The sequence below is a fragment of the Aggregatibacter sp. genome (assembly GCF_057314075.1).
Genome location: NZ_DBHLAR010000002.1, coordinates 37468 through 53434 on the forward strand (window position 1 = coordinate 37468; position 15967 = coordinate 53434).

Genomic DNA, 15967 nt, shown 5'->3' on the forward strand with positions numbered 1-15967 from the left:
TTAGAATGGTGCCCCCAACAGGACTTGAACCTGTGACCAATCGATTATGAGTCGACTGCTCTAACCGACTGAGCTATGGGGGCGGTAAGAGTTGCGGTGGGATTATAGGGAAATATCGGGTTAAAGTCTAGCCGCACTATCTTGTGTGTTTTTAATTTAAACAAAAAAAGGATAAGCCTTTTGACTTATCCTTTTTTCTTGTATTAAAAATTACTCGTCCAAGAAACTGCGTAATGTCTCGGAACGGCTTGGGTGGCGTAATTTGCGTAGCGCTTTGGCCTCGATTTGACGAATACGCTCACGGGTCACGTCAAATTGTTTGCCGACTTCTTCTAATGTGTGATCGGTGTTCATGTCAATACCAAAACGCATACGAAGCACTTTCGCCTCACGTGGCGTTAAGCCTTCCAACACTTCGTGTGTCGCCGCTTTTAAACTTTGTGCGGTGGCAGAATCCAGAGGAAGCTCTAAGGTAGAGTCTTCGATGAAATCACCTAAATGGGAATCATCATCATCACCGATTGGGGTTTCCATGGAAATCGGCTCTTTAGCAATTTTCAGCACCTTACGGATTTTGTCTTCCGGCATGCCCATACGTTCTGCTAATTCTTCCGGTGTGGCTTCACGCCCCATCTCTTGCAACATTTGACGAGAAATACGATTGAGTTTGTTGATGGTCTCAATCATATGCACCGGAATACGAATAGTGCGAGCTTGGTCGGCGATAGAACGCGTAATTGCCTGACGAATCCACCATGTAGCGTAAGTAGAGAATTTGTAGCCGCGACGGTATTCAAATTTATCCACGGCTTTCATTAAGCCGATATTGCCTTCTTGAATTAAATCAAGGAATTGTAATCCACGGTTGGTGTATTTTTTGGCAATAGAAATCACCAAACGCAGGTTTGCTTCCACCATTTCTTTTTTTGCACGACGAGCTTTGAGTTCACCTTGTGAGATACGTTCACCAATTTCTCGAATTTGCGGAATAGTTAAATTAGTGTCTTGTTCAATTTGAACTAAATGAGCAATTGCTTGGCGCAATTCATCTTCATACTGTACGAGTTTTTCAGACCAAGACTTACCGGCGGCAAGCGCTTTTACCAACCATACGTCGCTGGTTTCATGACCAATAAAGCTTTTTTGGAAGCTGGCTTTTGGCATCTTGGCGTTATCCACAACAAGGCGTTGAATAAAACGTTCTTGGTTACGAACACGTTTCATCACATCGCGCATGGATAGAACCAATGTATCAAATTGTTTCGGTACTAAGCGGAACTGAGTGAAAATATCTGATAATGCTTGAATTTCATCTTTGGCTTTTTTACCGGTTCGACCGTGTTTTGCAATGATTTCTAGTGTTTTTTGATGTTGTTGTCTTAGTGCGGTGAATTTTTCACGTGCAACTTCAGGATCAATGCTGTTATCGCTATCGCTGTCATCACTGCTGCTTTCTTCGCTATCTTCTTCGTCTTCACTTTCATCATCAATTTCAGCAGCAGTCACGTTTTCTTCGCCTTCTTCCGAATGGAATTCATCTAATTCGGCTGTTTCTGATTCGCTTAATACGTTTGGATCTACGAAACCGGTAATTAGGTCGGCTAAACGAACGCCACCACTTTCCACTAAATCATATTGTTCAATGAGATAGGTAATGGCTTCAGGGTAAGCAGCAATAGCGCTTTGCACTTCGTTGATGCCTTCTTCAATTCGTTTAGCAATATCAATTTCACCTTCACGAGTGAGCAATTCTACGCTACCCATTTCACGCATATACATACGTACAGGGTCAGTGGTGCGACCGAGTTCCGCTTCTACACTGGATAACACTTGAGTGGCTTCTTCAACGACATCTTCATCGGTGATATTTTCATTGAGCATCAGATCATCCGCATCAGGTGCGGTTTCCAACACTTGAATCCCCATGTCGTTAATCATTTGAATAATATCTTCAATCTGATCTGCATCGACTAATTCTTCAGGGAGGCTGTCATTCACCTCAGCATAGGTTAAATAACCTTGTTCTTTCCCTTGAGCGATGAGTAGTTCCAATTGAGATTGTGGATTTTGATCCATATTTGATATCCGCCTTGCTTACTTATTTGGAGAAGATAAAATGCTAGGAATTCTAACATTCTTACTCAGGTTTAACTATTTCTTTTCTTGTTTTTTTACTAACAAATGTGAAAGTTCTTTTTTCTCGTTGAGATCCAATCCTTCTGCACGATCTTTAGCGATGAGCCAATGGATGCGTTTATCAACCAGTTGCAGGTAAAAATAACGTAATGTTTCGCGGAACGTGTCCTCGATCTTATCGTCTTCAATCAAGTGGTTCCACGCCAGCAGTTTTTCAAGTGTTTTTTGTTGTTTTGTATCACGCCAGTGCTCCAATAACTGCCCCGCACTGATGCCCACTTTTTCTCGGCAAAGTGCGGTCAATTCTACGAGTAAATCATAGCCCGGCTCGTCCAAGTTTTTGAGCGGCTCCAAATCCGGTACGAATTTCACCAGATCTGGGTTTTGTAACAATAAGGCGATTAAAATACGCATTGGTGTAGGCTTAAATTGAATCCCTTGTGCTACAGGTTCATTTTCCTGTTTTGCCTGATGAGGCATCAAACTTTCAAGTTGAGCGGGATCTAAAATACCTAGCTTTTTGGCAAGCGAATTGCGTAAATCCAAACGTAATACATCGCCCGGAATTTGTTTAATCAGCGGAATTGCCAGTGCGGCAAGTTTCGCTTTGCCTTCTTTTGAGGAAAAATCCACTTTTGGGGTTAAGTGAGCAAATAAAAATTCACTTAAAGATTGCGCATTCTCAATGTATTCCTCGAATCCTTGCTTACCATATTGACGAATGAAGGTATCAGGGTCTTCGCCCTCAGGTAAAAAGATAAATTTCAGTTGGCGACCATCTTCCATATAAGGCAGCGCATTTTCTAGTGCACGCCATGCTGCATCACGTCCGGCGCGATCGCCGTCATAACAGCAAATGACTTGTTCAGTGGAACGAAAAAGTAATTGAATTTGTTCCGAGGTGGTGGAAGTGCCGAGAGATGCCACGGCATAATTGACACCGAATTGGGCTAATGCCACCACATCCATATAACCTTCAACAACCAGTAATCTTTGTGGTGAATCAGCCGCTTGTAGCGCTTCAAATAAACCGTAGAGTTCACTGCCTTTGTGATAGGTGACGGTTTCCGGTGAGTTTAAGTATTTTGGTTTTTCATCTGTTAACACGCGTCCACCGAAAGCTACGGTGCGCCCACGACGATCACGAATCGGGAACATAATCCGATTACGGAATTTGTCATACACATTGCCACGATCATTACGCGACAGCATGCCTAAATCAAACAGTTTTTGTTGCTCTTCACGCGTTTTACCAAATTGACGATAAACGGTATCCATGGCATTCGGCACATAACCGATTTGGAAACGTTCAATGATTTCCGCTGATAAACCACGCAGTTGCAGATAACTTTGTGCAGGAATATTTAACGGCAATTGTTGCTGATAAAATTTAGCAATCTCCTGCATAAGTTCGTACAGATTGCGCTTGGTTTGATAGCCGACTTGCTTGCCGTTATCGTTAAAGTGCGGTCGTTTTTCGTAGGGAATTTCCAAGCCGAGAAAACCTGCCAGTTCTTCCACCGCCTCTACAAATTCCAGCTTGTCATATTCCATCAAAAAGGAAATGGCATTGCCATGCGCACCACAACCGAAACAATGATAAAACTGCTTTTTATCGCTGACGGTAAAAGAAGGCGTTTTTTCATGGTGAAACGGGCAGCAGGCTTGATAATCACGGCCGGCTTTTTTCAGTTTTACGCGGGAATTAATTAAATCGACGATGTTAATTTTGGTTAAAATATCGTCTATAAATGTGCGGGGAATGGAACCTTTCATCGAGTATTCTGCCTCTTATTGTGAACGAAATATGAGCCTAACTGATGAGATTAAGAGAAAATAAAACCGTGAGCCTCGGAAGATTCACGGTTTTTATAACTCGAGTTAAAAATACTGCTAATTAGTATAAACGTGTATTGCGTGCGTTTTCACGAGCAACGCGTTTTGCGTGACGTTTTGCGCGAGTTGCATTTTCACGTTTACGAATTGTCGTTGGTTTTTCGTAGAATTCACGAGCACGAACTTCTGCTAAGATACCAGCTTTTTCGCAAGAGCGTTTGAAACGACGTAATGCTACGTCAAAGGATTCATTTTCACGAACTTTAATTACAGGCATAAGCCAATCACCTCAATGAGTTTAATTAATTTAATTGCAATTTAAATTTTATTTGTTGCCACAAGTCGTGGCAGATTCAATAAAGGTCGCAATTTTAATCCAACTTAACAGGAAAAGTAAAGGGAAGATTCGCCTTTTCCTAAAATCCGTGTTGATAAACTGGTTAAACCCTTGTAAAAAAGGTAAAATTTATCTCAATTAGATCCCATATAAAGAGAACACAAATGCGAATTTTAGGCATTGAAACGTCTTGTGATGAAACGGGCGTTGCCATTTATGACGAAGAAAAAGGCTTGATTGCTAATCAACTTCATACGCAAATTGCACTACACGCCGATTACGGTGGCGTTGTGCCGGAACTGGCCTCGCGCGATCATATCCGAAAACTCGCCCCCTTATTACAAGCCGCACTTCAAGAAGCCCATCTCACCGCCAAAGATATTGACGGCGTCGCTTATACCAGTGGCCCCGGCTTGGTTGGTGCGTTGTTGGTAGGTTCTACCGTGGCGCGTTCTTTAGCCTATGCGTGGAATGTCCCCGCCATTGGCGTACATCACATGGAAGGGCATTTACTGGCGCCGATGCTGGAAGAAAATCCACCGCACTTTCCTTTTGTAGCGTTGTTAGTGTCCGGCGGGCATACCCAATTAGTGCGTGTGGATGGTGTTGGGCGCTACGAATTATTAGGTGAATCTATCGATGATGCTGCAGGGGAGGCGTTTGACAAAACGGCAAAATTACTCGGTTTGGATTATCCCGGCGGAGCGGCATTAGCCCGTTTAGCATTAAATGGTACGCCGAATCGTTTTGCGTTCCCTCGCCCAATGACCGATCGTCCCGGTTTGGATTTTAGTTTTTCCGGTTTAAAAACCTTTGCCGCCAATACGCTTCATCAAGTCATGCAAGAAGAAGGGGAATTAACCGAGCAAAGCAAAGCGGATATTGCTTATGCGTTCCAAGAGGCGGTGGTGGACACGTTGGCAATCAAATGCAAGCGTGCGTTAAAACAAACGGGCCTGAAGCGTTTAGTGATTGCCGGTGGCGTGAGCGCCAATAAACAGTTGCGCCAAACCTTGGCGGAGCTGATGCAACAATTAGGTGGTGAAGTGTTTTACCCACAACCACAATTTTGCACCGATAACGGCGCCATGATTGCCTATGCCGGTTTTCTACGTTTAAAACAAGGACAGCAGCAAGATCTTGCCATCGAAGTGCGCCCCCGTTGGGCGATGACCGAATTAACTGCCGTTTAATCTGATATCAAATCAAAGTGCGGTCAAAAATTTAAACGTTTTTTTGACCGCACTTCAGTTAAGGAAACATTATGGACAACATTAAATTTAGAGCAATGCGAGCCGCCGGCATCGGCTGTTTTGTTATGTTAGCGATTATCGGTTTCTTTGTGTTTACCACACCGACAAATGAGCTTATCGATTTCTTAACAGAGATTGGCCAAATGGCTGGCGGGCGAACCACTATTGGTGTCTTTATTCTTGCCTCGTTACCGCCCTTCACCGGTTTTATCTGCTATTACTTTTGGAAATGGGTGCTCAAATAATGGCTAAGTTGTATTTTTATTATTCCACTATGAATGCAGGAAAATCCACGACATTGCTGCAATCTTCCTATAACTACCGCGAACGCAACATGAATACGCTGGTTTATACGGCTGCCATTGATGATCGTTTTGGCACCGGACGCGTGACTTCCCGTATTGGTATCAGTGAACAGGCGAACACCTTTGCACGTGACACGGATTTATTTGCAGAAATTCAACAACACGTAACGAAAGAGCCGTTGCATTGTATTTTGGTGGATGAAGCACAGTTTTTAAACAAAGCACAAGTGTATCAATTGAGCGATGTGGTGGATAAACTGAAAATTCCTGTTTTATGTTATGGCTTGCGCACCGACTTCCAAGCCGAACTTTTTGAAGGGAGTCGTTATTTACTGGCATGGGCGGATCAACTGGAAGAGCTTAAAACCATTTGCTATTGTGGACGTAAAGCCAATTTCGTATTGCGACTAAATGAACAAGGCGGAGTTGTTAAACAAGGAGATCAAATTCAAATTGGTGGCAACGACAGTTATTTATCGGTCTGCCGATTGCATTATAAAGAACGCATTGCGGAATAGAGTGACTGAAAAGTGCGGTCATAAAATCCAACGAATTTTAAACGTTAGCTTGCCAACGGCGCCTCGGGGCGAATAATAGAACTTGATTCGATTATGAATCAGTTTTCAAGTGTTTTTATAAGGACAGGCTTTATGCTTGTCCTTATTTTTTGCTTTGGGATAAATGGATTTCTGTCTTTACACTTTATCCATTAACCCACGCCAAAAACTCTTCCTCACTCAACACCTGCACGCCTAATTCTGCTGCTTTGCTGAGTTTGGAACCTGCCGCTTCACCGGCGATAACATAGTCGGTTTTGGCTGAAACACTGCCGCTGACTTTAGCACCAAGTTGTTGTAACAGCGCTTTGGCATCATTGCGTCCCATTTGGGAAAGTGTGCCGGTGAGTACCACGGTTTTGTCTTTGAACGGATTTTCTTTCACGTCCTGCACTTCAACAGTTTCCCAATGTACGCCTTGCGCGATGAGATCATTCACCACCGCAACATTATGTTCTTCGCGCCAGAACACAAAAATGCGATTCGCGACCACTTCGCCCACATCCGGCACTTGTTGTAGCTGTTCTAAATCGGCATTTTGTAACGCTTCTAAGGTTTTGAAATGGTTTGCCAGATTTAATGCCGTAGCTTCACCCACATCACGAATACCCAACGCAAAGATAAAACGGGTGAGGGTCGTGTGTTTGGCTTTTTCTAAGCTAGCTAACGCATTTTCAGCCGATTTTGGCCCCATGCGTTCTAAGCGGGTGAGTGTGGTTAAATCCAACTTGAACAAATCTGCCGGGGTATGAACCAATTCGCGATCCACCAGCTGCTCAATCAGTTTGGCCCCTACACCGTCAATGTCCATGGCTTTGCGTGAGACGAAATGTTTTAGCGCTTCTTTGCGTTGTGCCGCGCAGAATAACCCGCCGGTGCAACGTGCCACCGCTTCGCCTTCAATGCGAACAATTAAGGAATCGCATACAGGACAGTGCGTTGGAAAAACAATTTGGCGCGCGTTGGCCGGGCGTCGATCGTGTACGACGCCAATAATTTGTGGGATCACATCGCCGGCGCGACGAATAATCACCGTGTCGCCGATAGCAATGTTGAGGCGCTCGATCTCATCGCCGTTATGTAAGGTTGCGTTACTTACCGTTACACCCGCAACGAACACCGGTTGTAGTTTAGCCACAGGCGTGATGGCACCGGTGCGACCGACTTGGAATTCCACGTCATTTAATACTGTCAGTTCTTCTTGGGCAGGGAACTTGTAAGCAATTGCCCAACGCGGTGCTTTGGAAATAAAGCCCAGTCTTTGTTGCAATTCAATGTCATTGACTTTTAATACTGTGCCGTCAATGTCATAACCCAAGGCACTACGTTTTTCCATCATAGTGCGGTAGAAATTTAAAACGTTTTCAACACCATCACATAAACGAATCTCGCTATTTACCGGCACACCGATGGACTTCAGCCATTGTAGGCGTTCATAGTGTGTTGTTGGCAAATCTACGCCTTCGGCAATGCCAATGCTGTACGCATTAAGCATTAATGGACGTTGGCTAGTGATTTTCGGATCCAATTGGCGTAAGGAACCTGCTGCCGCATTACGCGGGTTAGCAAATGTTTTTTCTCCCTGTTCCAAGGCGCGTTCATTTAAGCGCTCGAACCCCTCGTGCGGCATAAACACCTCACCGCGCACTTCCAAGCGTTTAGGCGGATTATCTGTTAGTAGTTGCAACGGAATGTTGCGAATGGTACGAATGTTTTGCGTAATGTCTTCGCCCGTTGTGCCATCGCCACGGGTTGCCGCTTGGGTCAGCACACCATTCACATACAAAATACTGACCGCTAATCCGTCCAATTTAGGTTCGCAACAAAATGTCAATGGTTCTGGCACAAGTCCTAAACGATCTTGAATACGTTTCACGAACGCCAAAAATTCCTCATCCGAAAAGGCGTTATCCAACGAGAGCATCGGAAGTTCATGTTTAATTTGCGCAAATTCTGATAACGGACGAGCCCCCACGCGCTGGGTCGGCGAATCGGCGGTGATCAATTTGGGATGTTGTTGTTCTAAGGCTTTGAGCTGATGAAATAAGCGATCATATTCGCTGTCGGGAATCTGCGGATCGTCTAACACATGATATTGATATTCGTGATAACGCAGGGTTTTTCTGAGATCGTCAATTTGTTGTTGGATTGAAGTTGTCATTGTTATTCCATAAAAATAATCGAAAAAACGACCGCACTTTTTAGGTGCTCAGCGAGCCAAAAGTGCGGTCGTTTTTTTAAAACGTTTTTAAGCCGCGTGATGAATTAAGCTACTTTGGCCAAATATTCCTGTTCAGCGTGATCGTTAAAGATTTCTTGTTTATCCGTGAGGACGAAACCGCCAAGTTCATCTGCCAAACTACGGGCGGCGCGAATCATAGTTTTCAGATTGACGAGGTTGTTGCCCGGTGAGGGTAATTGCATGAAAATGGCAATACCGACGGTGACTAGATTGTCCATGTCGTAAGGATTAAAGGTGCCGGGCTGTTGTAAATTTGCTACGCTGAACAGCACCGGGCTGGCAGCGGTTAAATCTAAATGGCGGTGATAAATATGCTGATCGCCAAAAATAAAGCCTAAGCTGTCGAGAGCTTGTGCTAAGCGTCCACCGTTAAATTCACGATTTTCGGGCGCGACCACATATAACATAATAAAGTCAGGCGTACGTTGATTTTCTGAGACCGTTTCCCCCGCAGAGGTTGTTGATGGAGTAGTCACCGTGTGTTGTTCATTTGTCTGGTTTAATGAAACGGTTGGCGTCACATATTCGTTTTCTGGTTGATGTGAGTTGCTTTCAGCCAGAGAAGCCGTGTTTGGTTCAGCGTAAGAAGGCTGTTCATCATAAGATTGAAATGACGTATTAGCTTGTGTCATCACGGGTTGAACAGGTTGAGTCGGTTGTTCACGAAAGGAATAGGACGCAGTTGATTCAACGTTATTCAATGTTGTGTTGGAGGTGCCATTCGGTAAGGTAATTTTAATTTCATCCACAGCACGCTCAATGGAGTGTGACTCGCTTATGCTCGGTGTGGTAGTAGCTTCAAAATCCAATGCTTGTTGTTGTGGAGGTGTTTCTTCGACAAAAGAATGCACCGGTTTGTCGGCAATCGGTGTTTCTGTTATCGGCTGTGCCGGTTGCGGTGCATGAAAACGATTGGGTTGATGATTTTGTGAAAAAGTATTGGCGTTTTTGAAATATTGTGATTTCTCGCGACGGTTTGACCAAATGCCGTGCGCAATCAATGCCAATAGGGCGATAACCCCCAAGATAATCAAAATAGTATTTAAATCCATGCCGACTCTCCCATCATGTAAAACTCATGTATAAGTGGGCGTAAGCTTATCATATTTTTACAAAATTGATGAGAGACAACGTTTGATTTTTTTTGTCGCACTTTGTATTCTGAGCCTCTTTTCCTTGAGGGAGAATGTGATGTTGAAAGAACAAGAAATAAAAGCCGGCTTTGAATATTTTGTGATGGGTTGGCACTTAATTTTACAAAAGGGGTTACGCCGTTTTGTGATCCTGCCGATTTTATTAAATGTAATGTTGTTAGGCGGCTTATTTTGGATGTTTGTGAGTCAAATTGGTGATTATATTGACGGCATTATGTCCTATATTCCTGATTGGCTTGCATGGCTGAGCGGCATTTTATTGCTGGCTTCCATTTTGATGATTTTAATCCTGTTTTACTTTATTTTTACGACCTTGTCGGGTTTTATCGCAGCGCCGTTTAATGGCTTATTGGCAGAAAAAGTCGAAAAAATGCTGACAGGGGAAGATTTGCAGGAAATGTCTTTATGGGATTTTCTGAAAGATGTGCCTCGTATGTTAGGGCGTGAATGGCAAAAGTTGGTTTATAGTTTGCCTAAAATTATCGCCTTGTTTTTATTAGGGTTTGTGCCGTTACTCGGGCAGACCGTGATTCCGATTGCCACTTTTGTATTTACGGCTTGGATGTTTGCAATTCAATATTGTGACTATCCTTTTGATAATCACAAAATTCCTTTTGACGTAATGAAAAATGAATTAGCCATTAAGCGTAATGTAACTGTTACTTTCGGTGGTTTGGTTTCATTATGCACGTTTGTACCGGTCGTGAATTTAGTGATTATTCCTGTCGCGGTGTGTGGTGCAACGGCAATGTGGGTGAATGAATATCGCTGTTTGTTTAAGCGTGCTTCGCAAGACAAAACCGGCACGGAGGTGAGCTTGCATCATGCTCATTCCGTTGGCGGACAAATCGTAAGTAAATAGCTTTTAGTTATTATTTATAAAAAATAGCTATTTTTTTATTGCGAGCTCTCGTGTTAAAACTAGCGCCATAACATTATCCCTATGCTTTGGAGAACAGTATGACTATTTATAACGATAATTCTTATTCTATTGGTAATACACCGTTGGTGCGTTTAAAACATTTTGGCAACGGCAATATCGTGGTGAAAATTGAGGGGCGCAACCCAAGCTTCAGCGTGAAATGCCGTATCGGGGCTAACATGGTTTGGCAGGCAGAAAAAGATGGTTCTTTGACAAAAGATAAAGAAATCGTGGATGCGACCAGCGGGAATACCGGCATTGCTTTGGCCTATGTGGCGGCGGCACGCGGTTATAAAATTACACTTACCATGCCGGAAACCATGAGCAATGAGCGTAAGCGTTTATTGCGCGGTTTGGGCGTGAATTTAGTGCTTACCGAAGGTGCTAAAGGCATGAAAGGCGCGATTGCCAAAGCAGAAGAAATTGTGGCATCTGATCCGAGTCGTTATGTGATGTTAAAACAGTTTGAAAATCCGGCAAACCCGGAAATTCACCGTAAAACCACCGGTCCAGAAATTTGGAAAGACACTGAAGGCAAAATTGATGTATTGGTTGCCGGCGTGGGTACTGGTGGTACCATCACTGGGATTTCCCGTGCCATTAAATTAGATCATGGTAAACAAATTACCTCCGTTGCCGTAGAACCGGCTGAATCACCGGTGATTACTCAAACTCTTGCCGGTGAAGAAGTTAAACCGGGCCCACACAAGATTCAAGGAATCGGTGCAGGCTTTATTCCGAAAAACCTCGATCTTTCCTTAATTGATCGAGTGGAAACGATTGATAGTGAAACGGCGATCGTGACTGCCCGTCGTTTGATGGCGGAAGAAGGCATTCTTGCCGGTATTTCTTCCGGTGCGGCTGTCGCTGCGGCTGAACGCTTGGCGAAACAGCCTGAATTTAAAGATAAACTGATTGTGGTGATTTTACCGTCTGCGGCAGAGCGTTATTTAAGTACCGCACTTTTTGACGGCATTGAAGTGTAATAAAGGAAAGCAAAATAATGTTTGGTAAAAAGCCTGTCATTTGACAGGCTTTTTTGTATGCCTTATTTACATCACTTAGCGGGCGAGGATTTGTTTAACCCGTTGTTGCAATGCCGGGATGACTTCTTGTACAAACCAGGGATTTTTAGCCAACCACAACTGATTACGTGGGGAAGGATGCACGAGCGGCAAAAAGTGCGGTAGAAATATTCGGTAATTTTTTACGGTTTCCGTCACATTCAGTTTGTTCTGCGGCAGATAATATTTTTGTGCGTATTGTCCGATCAAGATGGTTAGTTCAATATGAGGTAAATCCGCCAGAATCTGTGGATGCCATTTTTCTGCAAAACCTTTACGCGGCGGCAGATCGCCTGATTTGCCTTTTCCCGGATAGTAAAAGTCCATTGGAATCACTGCAAACAAGCCGGAGTGATAAAACACTTCACGATCGACACCCAACCATTCACGTAGGCGATCACCGCTTTGGTCATTCCAATACAAACGCGTTTGTTCTGCTTTGGTGCCCGGTGCTTGTCCGACAATGTTAATGCGTGCTGTTGTTGGTGCGGCAAAGAGTGGTTCTATGCCACGTTCAGTGAAGGATTGATTTTGCGGATCGCGCATAATGGCGTTTTTGATTTGGGGCAGCGTTGACATAATGGCGTTTTTAATAAAGTTTTTGTGTGGGATGAAAACTCAATAAGCCGGGTTATCCGGCTTATTGAACAAAAAGTGCGGTGGTTTTTTGCGGTGTTTTCACGCTATTAACGTGGCACACATTGTTCTGCGAGAACTTCCCCAACACTGGTTTTTAAAGTGGAAACATCTTTGCGTTCTAACCATACCCAATGAATATTGGCATAATTTCGCCCATTTTCTGCAATTGTCGGGCTTAGTTTATGGGTCACATTGTTAAACGTTAAACTGATGGAGCTCGTTTTGTTTTTTTTGTGCTTGGTAGTGTGAAACACAATACGAACGATTTTGTCGTCCTTACAAAGGTATTCCTTCATTTCCCCTTTTTGAGTGGCTTTTTGTAAAACCGGTTGTAGCGGTTTTTCGGAGACTTTAGGTTCGATCGGCTTGGCGGTGCAAGCAGCAATACCCAGTAACGTCAGTAATATAAAGCTCGCTCTTAACATAATGTGTACCCTTCTAAATGGAATAAGCGTAGTTTTGACTACGCTTATTGAATTTTACGGATTATTTTTTAAATTGGTAGCTACCGTCAGCTTGGCGAATAAAACGTCCGCCATTGGAGAGGCGAAGTTCGTTAACACGACCTTGTGCGTTTACTGTCACCTGAACTTTATCGCCCGGTTTGAAGCTACTTAGCGCGTTGCCGGCACCATTGGCTTTCGTCATGGCATTCACATCAGCAATTGGCAGGTTGTTATTACGAAATACCTGCATTAAAGAGACGCCTTGCGGAACGACTAAGGTTTTGCTTCCTGCACTCGTATTAGCGGTTTTAGTCGTTGCCGGTTTTGCTTCTAAAATTTCAACAACTTGTTTTTCGGTTTTTGCACTTTGAGCTTTTGCCGGTTGATTTTTAGTTTCAGCTTTTTGCACTTTTTCGGCTGTTTTTGTTTTTACAGGTTCCGATTTTTTCACTGGTTCCTGTTGGGTACTTTGCGGCTTAACCATTTCTTGTGGTTTAGCCGGTTCCACGGCTTTTGGTTGTTCCGCCGGTTTGTTTTCGGAAACCGAATTCATTGCTTGAGGTTCTTCAGCCGGGGTATTTGACAGCGGCTCATTGCTTTGCGCAGGGACAATATTTTCAGCGGTATTTGGCTGTGTACCGGCGCTCGTCGGGTTATCCAACACGGTTGGCTCGTTCACTTGTGATTGATCTAATTGTTGGAATTGAATCGGTACGTCATTGTTGCTTTGTTGTTCATAAGATTGCACTGTATCTGAACTCGGCTTCATCCATAAAATGAACATAAGCAGTAGCACCAGGGCCAAAATGGTGACAAAAAGACGACGATGTTTTTGCGGTAACATGGCTAACATTGGCCAAGTTTCAGGGTTCTTAAGGCTGACAGCCGGTTTTTCTGCGCTTTCTGCTTGCGGTTTTGTTTCATTTGTTGCGGTATCAAGCACGGGTTCGACAACCACATTCGTGGTTTCGAGGGATGCTTCTTCTGCAATAATGGTTTCTTCAGGTGACGTTGCACTTGTTACAGTTACATCTGCTGGGGCTGAATCACCAAATACCGGCTCTTTACGAGTAGCGAATTGATTTTCTGTATTTTTTTGTTCTTTTTTAGCGAACATGCCTTTGGCTTTTTCAAAGAAGGATGGTTCCGGTTTTGCCGGTTTTTTCGGGGTGATTGGTTCCATTTGATTAAAGCCTAAATCCAATTCATTTTGTGCCGGATTATTTTCATTTTCCGGGGTTCTTTTTTCAGAATCCACAATATACCTCTGATTAACGAATGATGATCTGCCGTAAAGTGCGGTTGTTTTTCTCTGCGTTTTTTTGGGTGATGAACGAAACGAGAAATCGAATCTATTACGACATAAATTGATAAGTAAAAATCGCGCCTATTTTAAAACATCTTTTGCTTTTTTGATACCGTCTTCTCAAGACGAATATAAGGTTTTATTTGGTTCTCCGCCGATTTCACGGGCAAGTTTCGGCACTAAATAGCCGGAGCTAATGCGTTGTAGCTCTTTATAAATTTTCAGGGCTTGGGCGTCATTAAGATAAAAATGCGTTGCCCCTTCGACCTTATCTAACAAATGCAAATAATAAGGCAAAATGCCCACTGAAAATAAGCAGTCACTCAATGTTTTTAGAATTAGCGCGTCATCATTCACATTTTTGAGTAAAACCGATTGGTTTAATAAAACGACGCCGCAATCCTTTAATTTCGCCATGGCATGGGCAAAATCCTCATCAATTTCATTGGCATGATTGACGTGAGTGACCAAAATTTTTTGCAACCGGGTTTGCGCTAAAAGGCGACAAAATTCATCAGTTATCCGTTGCGGAATGACGACCGGTAAACGGGAATGAATACGCAGACGCTTTAAGTGCGGTATGTTTTCTAAGTGTTTTATCAGCCACTCGAGCTCATGATCTTTTGCCATCAATGGATCGCCACCAGAAAAAATCACTTCCTCAATTTCAGGGCGTTCCGCAATATATTGCAACGCTTTTTGCCAATTTTGCTTGGTGCCTTTGTTGTCTTCATAAGGAAAATGACGGCGGAAACAATAGCGACAATTTACTGCGCAACCGCCTTTTACCATAAATAACAAGCGATTATGGTATTTGTGCAAAATGTTGGGGACGACGTTTTTATCTTCTTGTTCTTCCAACGGATCTTTGCTAAATCCTTCGGTTTGTAAAAACTCATCCGCAGAAGACATGACTTGTAAAAACAAAGGATCCTTTGGATTGCCCTTTTCCATCTTTTCTACAAAAGGTAGCGGCACGCGCATGGCAAATAATTTGCGTGCTTCTATGTCGTGTTTGAAGGATTCGAGAGGGAGTTCGAGGTGTTGTAATAAAACTTTCGGATCGGAAATCCCGTTTGTCAGATGGGTTAACCAACTTTGTTCTTCTCTAATCGGGATGTTTTGATGTAGAATAGCCACTTTTAAAAAACAATCTTTTTTTGAGGATAATATGGCTACATATACTACCAGTGATTTCAAACCAGGTCTAAAATTTATGCAAGACGGCGAGCCTTGCGTGATCGTTGAAAATGAGTTCGTTAAACCCGGCAAAGGTCAAGCGTTCACCCGCACCCGTATTCGTAAATTAATTTCCGGCAAAGTATTGGACGTAAACTTCAAATCCGGGACTTCCGTTGAAGCTGCTGATGTAATGGATTTAAACTTAACTTATTCTTATAAAGACGATGCGTTCTGGTATTTCATGCACCCGGAAACATTTGAACAATATTCTGCCGATGCGAAAGCCGTAGGCGATGCAGAAAAATGGTTGTTAGATCAAGCCGATTGTATCGTGACATTATGGAATGGTGCACCAATTACGGTAACACCACCAAATTTTGTTGAATTAGAAATTGTTGACACCGACCCAGGTCTTAAAGGCGACACTGCAGGTACCGGCGGCAAACCGGCAACCTTAAGCACTGGCGCCGTGGTGAAAGTGCCATTATTCGTACAAATCGGTGAAGTGATTCGTGTTGATACCCGTTCCGGCGAATACGTTTCTCGTGTGAAATAATTTTTTCTTGCATAAAAATAGCCTACATGATG

The 15967-nt window shown here is 43.4% G+C and carries 15 protein-coding genes and 1 tRNA gene; 6 read left to right on the plus strand and 10 right to left on the minus strand.

All coding sequences use genetic code 11. The annotated features are described in order from the left end of the window. Positions 1-6: 6 nt before the first annotated feature. From ACO5E4_RS00540 to rpsU, 4 genes are all read right to left on the minus strand, one after another. Positions 7-83: transfer RNA gene (locus tag ACO5E4_RS00540), tRNA-Ile, on the minus strand. Between the two features lie 127 nt (positions 84-210). Beyond that, positions 211-2076 carry an RNA polymerase sigma factor RpoD gene (gene rpoD, locus ACO5E4_RS00545; RefSeq protein ID WP_314954765.1) on the minus strand — a complete coding sequence of 622 codons (1866 nt, stop codon included), beginning with the start codon at positions 2074-2076 and terminating at the stop codon, positions 211-213. A 75-nt stretch (positions 2077-2151) separates the two neighbouring features. After that, positions 2152-3912 carry a DNA primase gene (dnaG, locus tag ACO5E4_RS00550; RefSeq protein ID WP_485861703.1) on the minus strand — a complete coding sequence of 587 codons (1761 nt, stop codon included), beginning with the start codon at positions 3910-3912 and terminating at the stop codon, positions 2152-2154. Between the two features lie 121 nt (positions 3913-4033). Beyond that, positions 4034-4249: a 30S ribosomal protein S21 gene (gene rpsU / locus ACO5E4_RS00555; RefSeq protein WP_005701713.1), complete on the minus strand. Its 216-nt coding sequence runs from the start codon at positions 4247-4249 to the stop codon at positions 4034-4036. Between the two features lie 224 nt (positions 4250-4473). Between rpsU and tsaD the strand changes: the two genes are divergently transcribed. The 3 genes from tsaD to ACO5E4_RS00570 all read left to right on the plus strand — a co-directional run bounded on the left by tsaD (position 4474) and on the right by ACO5E4_RS00570 (position 6385). After that, positions 4474-5502, plus strand: a complete 1029-nt coding sequence (tsaD, locus tag ACO5E4_RS00560) for a tRNA (adenosine(37)-N6)-threonylcarbamoyltransferase complex transferase subunit TsaD (RefSeq protein ID WP_485861704.1) — start codon at positions 4474-4476, stop codon at positions 5500-5502. Positions 5503-5573: 71 nt separating this feature from the next. Continuing rightward, positions 5574-5807, plus strand: a complete 234-nt coding sequence (locus tag ACO5E4_RS00565; protein ID WP_111305210.1) for a hypothetical protein — start codon at positions 5574-5576, stop codon at positions 5805-5807. After that, positions 5807-6385: a thymidine kinase gene (locus ACO5E4_RS00570; protein ID WP_485861705.1), complete on the plus strand. Its 579-nt coding sequence runs from the start codon at positions 5807-5809 to the stop codon at positions 6383-6385. Before ACO5E4_RS00565 ends, ACO5E4_RS00570 begins: the two co-directional genes overlap by 1 nt. A 184-nt stretch (positions 6386-6569) precedes the next feature. Here ACO5E4_RS00570 and ligA read toward each other — a convergent pair whose 3' ends face one another. Then, complete coding sequence (gene ligA, locus ACO5E4_RS00575) at positions 6570-8585, minus strand: NAD-dependent DNA ligase LigA (protein ID WP_485861706.1); 2016 nt, start codon at positions 8583-8585, stop codon at positions 6570-6572. A 104-nt stretch (positions 8586-8689) separates the two neighbouring features. Next, entirely contained in the window at positions 8690-9718 is a 1029-nt protein-coding gene (zipA, locus tag ACO5E4_RS00580; protein WP_485861707.1) for a cell division protein ZipA, read from the minus strand. Between the two features lie 139 nt (positions 9719-9857). Between zipA and cysZ the strand changes: the two genes are divergently transcribed. Then, positions 9858-10682: a sulfate transporter CysZ gene (gene cysZ, locus ACO5E4_RS00585; protein WP_485861708.1), complete on the plus strand. Its 825-nt coding sequence runs from the start codon at positions 9858-9860 to the stop codon at positions 10680-10682. Positions 10683-10780: 98 nt separating this feature from the next. Next, positions 10781-11728 carry a cysteine synthase A gene (gene cysK / locus ACO5E4_RS00590; protein ID WP_485861709.1) on the plus strand — a complete coding sequence of 316 codons (948 nt, stop codon included), beginning with the start codon at positions 10781-10783 and terminating at the stop codon, positions 11726-11728. A gap of 75 nt (positions 11729-11803) precedes the next feature. On the opposite strand, the gene ACO5E4_RS00595 is transcribed toward cysK, so the two are convergent. The 4 genes from ACO5E4_RS00595 to epmB all read right to left on the minus strand — a co-directional run bounded on the left by ACO5E4_RS00595 (position 11804) and on the right by epmB (position 15337). Beyond that, entirely contained in the window at positions 11804-12385 is a 582-nt protein-coding gene (locus ACO5E4_RS00595; RefSeq protein WP_485861710.1) for a uracil-DNA glycosylase family protein, read from the minus strand. Between the two features lie 107 nt (positions 12386-12492). Next, positions 12493-12870, minus strand: a complete 378-nt coding sequence (locus tag ACO5E4_RS00600; protein WP_485861711.1) for an MliC family protein — start codon at positions 12868-12870, stop codon at positions 12493-12495. Positions 12871-12931: 61 nt separating this feature from the next. Continuing rightward, positions 12932-14149, minus strand: a complete 1218-nt coding sequence (gene oapA / locus ACO5E4_RS00605) for an opacity-associated protein OapA (RefSeq protein WP_485861712.1) — start codon at positions 14147-14149, stop codon at positions 12932-12934. Positions 14150-14317: 168 nt separating this feature from the next. Beyond that, positions 14318-15337, minus strand: a complete 1020-nt coding sequence (epmB, locus tag ACO5E4_RS00610) for an EF-P beta-lysylation protein EpmB (protein WP_485861713.1) — start codon at positions 15335-15337, stop codon at positions 14318-14320. Positions 15338-15368: 31 nt separating this feature from the next. Between epmB and efp the strand changes: the two genes are divergently transcribed. Further along, positions 15369-15935, plus strand: a complete 567-nt coding sequence (efp, locus tag ACO5E4_RS00615) for an elongation factor P (RefSeq protein ID WP_005544066.1) — start codon at positions 15369-15371, stop codon at positions 15933-15935. Positions 15936-15967: the final 32 nt, after the last annotated feature.

What these genes read in the sequence shown, in the direction of transcription:
- efp (WP_005544066.1), top strand. Translation starts at nt 15,369, where the DNA reads ATGGCTACATATACTACCAGTGATTTCAAACCAGGTCTAAAATTTATG.
- ACO5E4_RS00565 (WP_111305210.1), top strand. Translation starts at nt 5,574, where the DNA reads ATGGACAACATTAAATTTAGAGCAATGCGAGCCGCCGGCATCGGCTGT.
- ligA (WP_485861706.1), bottom strand. Translation starts at nt 8,585, where the DNA reads ATGACAACTTCAATCCAACAACAAATTGACGATCTCAGAAAAACCCTG.
- zipA (WP_485861707.1), bottom strand. Translation starts at nt 9,718, where the DNA reads ATGGATTTAAATACTATTTTGATTATCTTGGGGGTTATCGCCCTATTG.
- rpoD (WP_314954765.1), bottom strand. Translation starts at nt 2,076, where the DNA reads ATGGATCAAAATCCACAATCTCAATTGGAACTACTCATCGCTCAAGGG.
- rpsU (WP_005701713.1), bottom strand. Translation starts at nt 4,249, where the DNA reads ATGCCTGTAATTAAAGTTCGTGAAAATGAATCCTTTGACGTAGCATTA.
- cysZ (WP_485861708.1), top strand. Translation starts at nt 9,858, where the DNA reads ATGTTGAAAGAACAAGAAATAAAAGCCGGCTTTGAATATTTTGTGATG.
- dnaG (WP_485861703.1), bottom strand. Translation starts at nt 3,912, where the DNA reads ATGAAAGGTTCCATTCCCCGCACATTTATAGACGATATTTTAACCAAA.
- ACO5E4_RS00570 (WP_485861705.1), top strand. Translation starts at nt 5,807, where the DNA reads ATGGCTAAGTTGTATTTTTATTATTCCACTATGAATGCAGGAAAATCC.
- ACO5E4_RS00600 (WP_485861711.1), bottom strand. Translation starts at nt 12,870, where the DNA reads ATGTTAAGAGCGAGCTTTATATTACTGACGTTACTGGGTATTGCTGCT.
- cysK (WP_485861709.1), top strand. Translation starts at nt 10,781, where the DNA reads ATGACTATTTATAACGATAATTCTTATTCTATTGGTAATACACCGTTG.
- ACO5E4_RS00595 (WP_485861710.1), bottom strand. Translation starts at nt 12,385, where the DNA reads ATGTCAACGCTGCCCCAAATCAAAAACGCCATTATGCGCGATCCGCAA.
- tsaD (WP_485861704.1), top strand. Translation starts at nt 4,474, where the DNA reads ATGCGAATTTTAGGCATTGAAACGTCTTGTGATGAAACGGGCGTTGCC.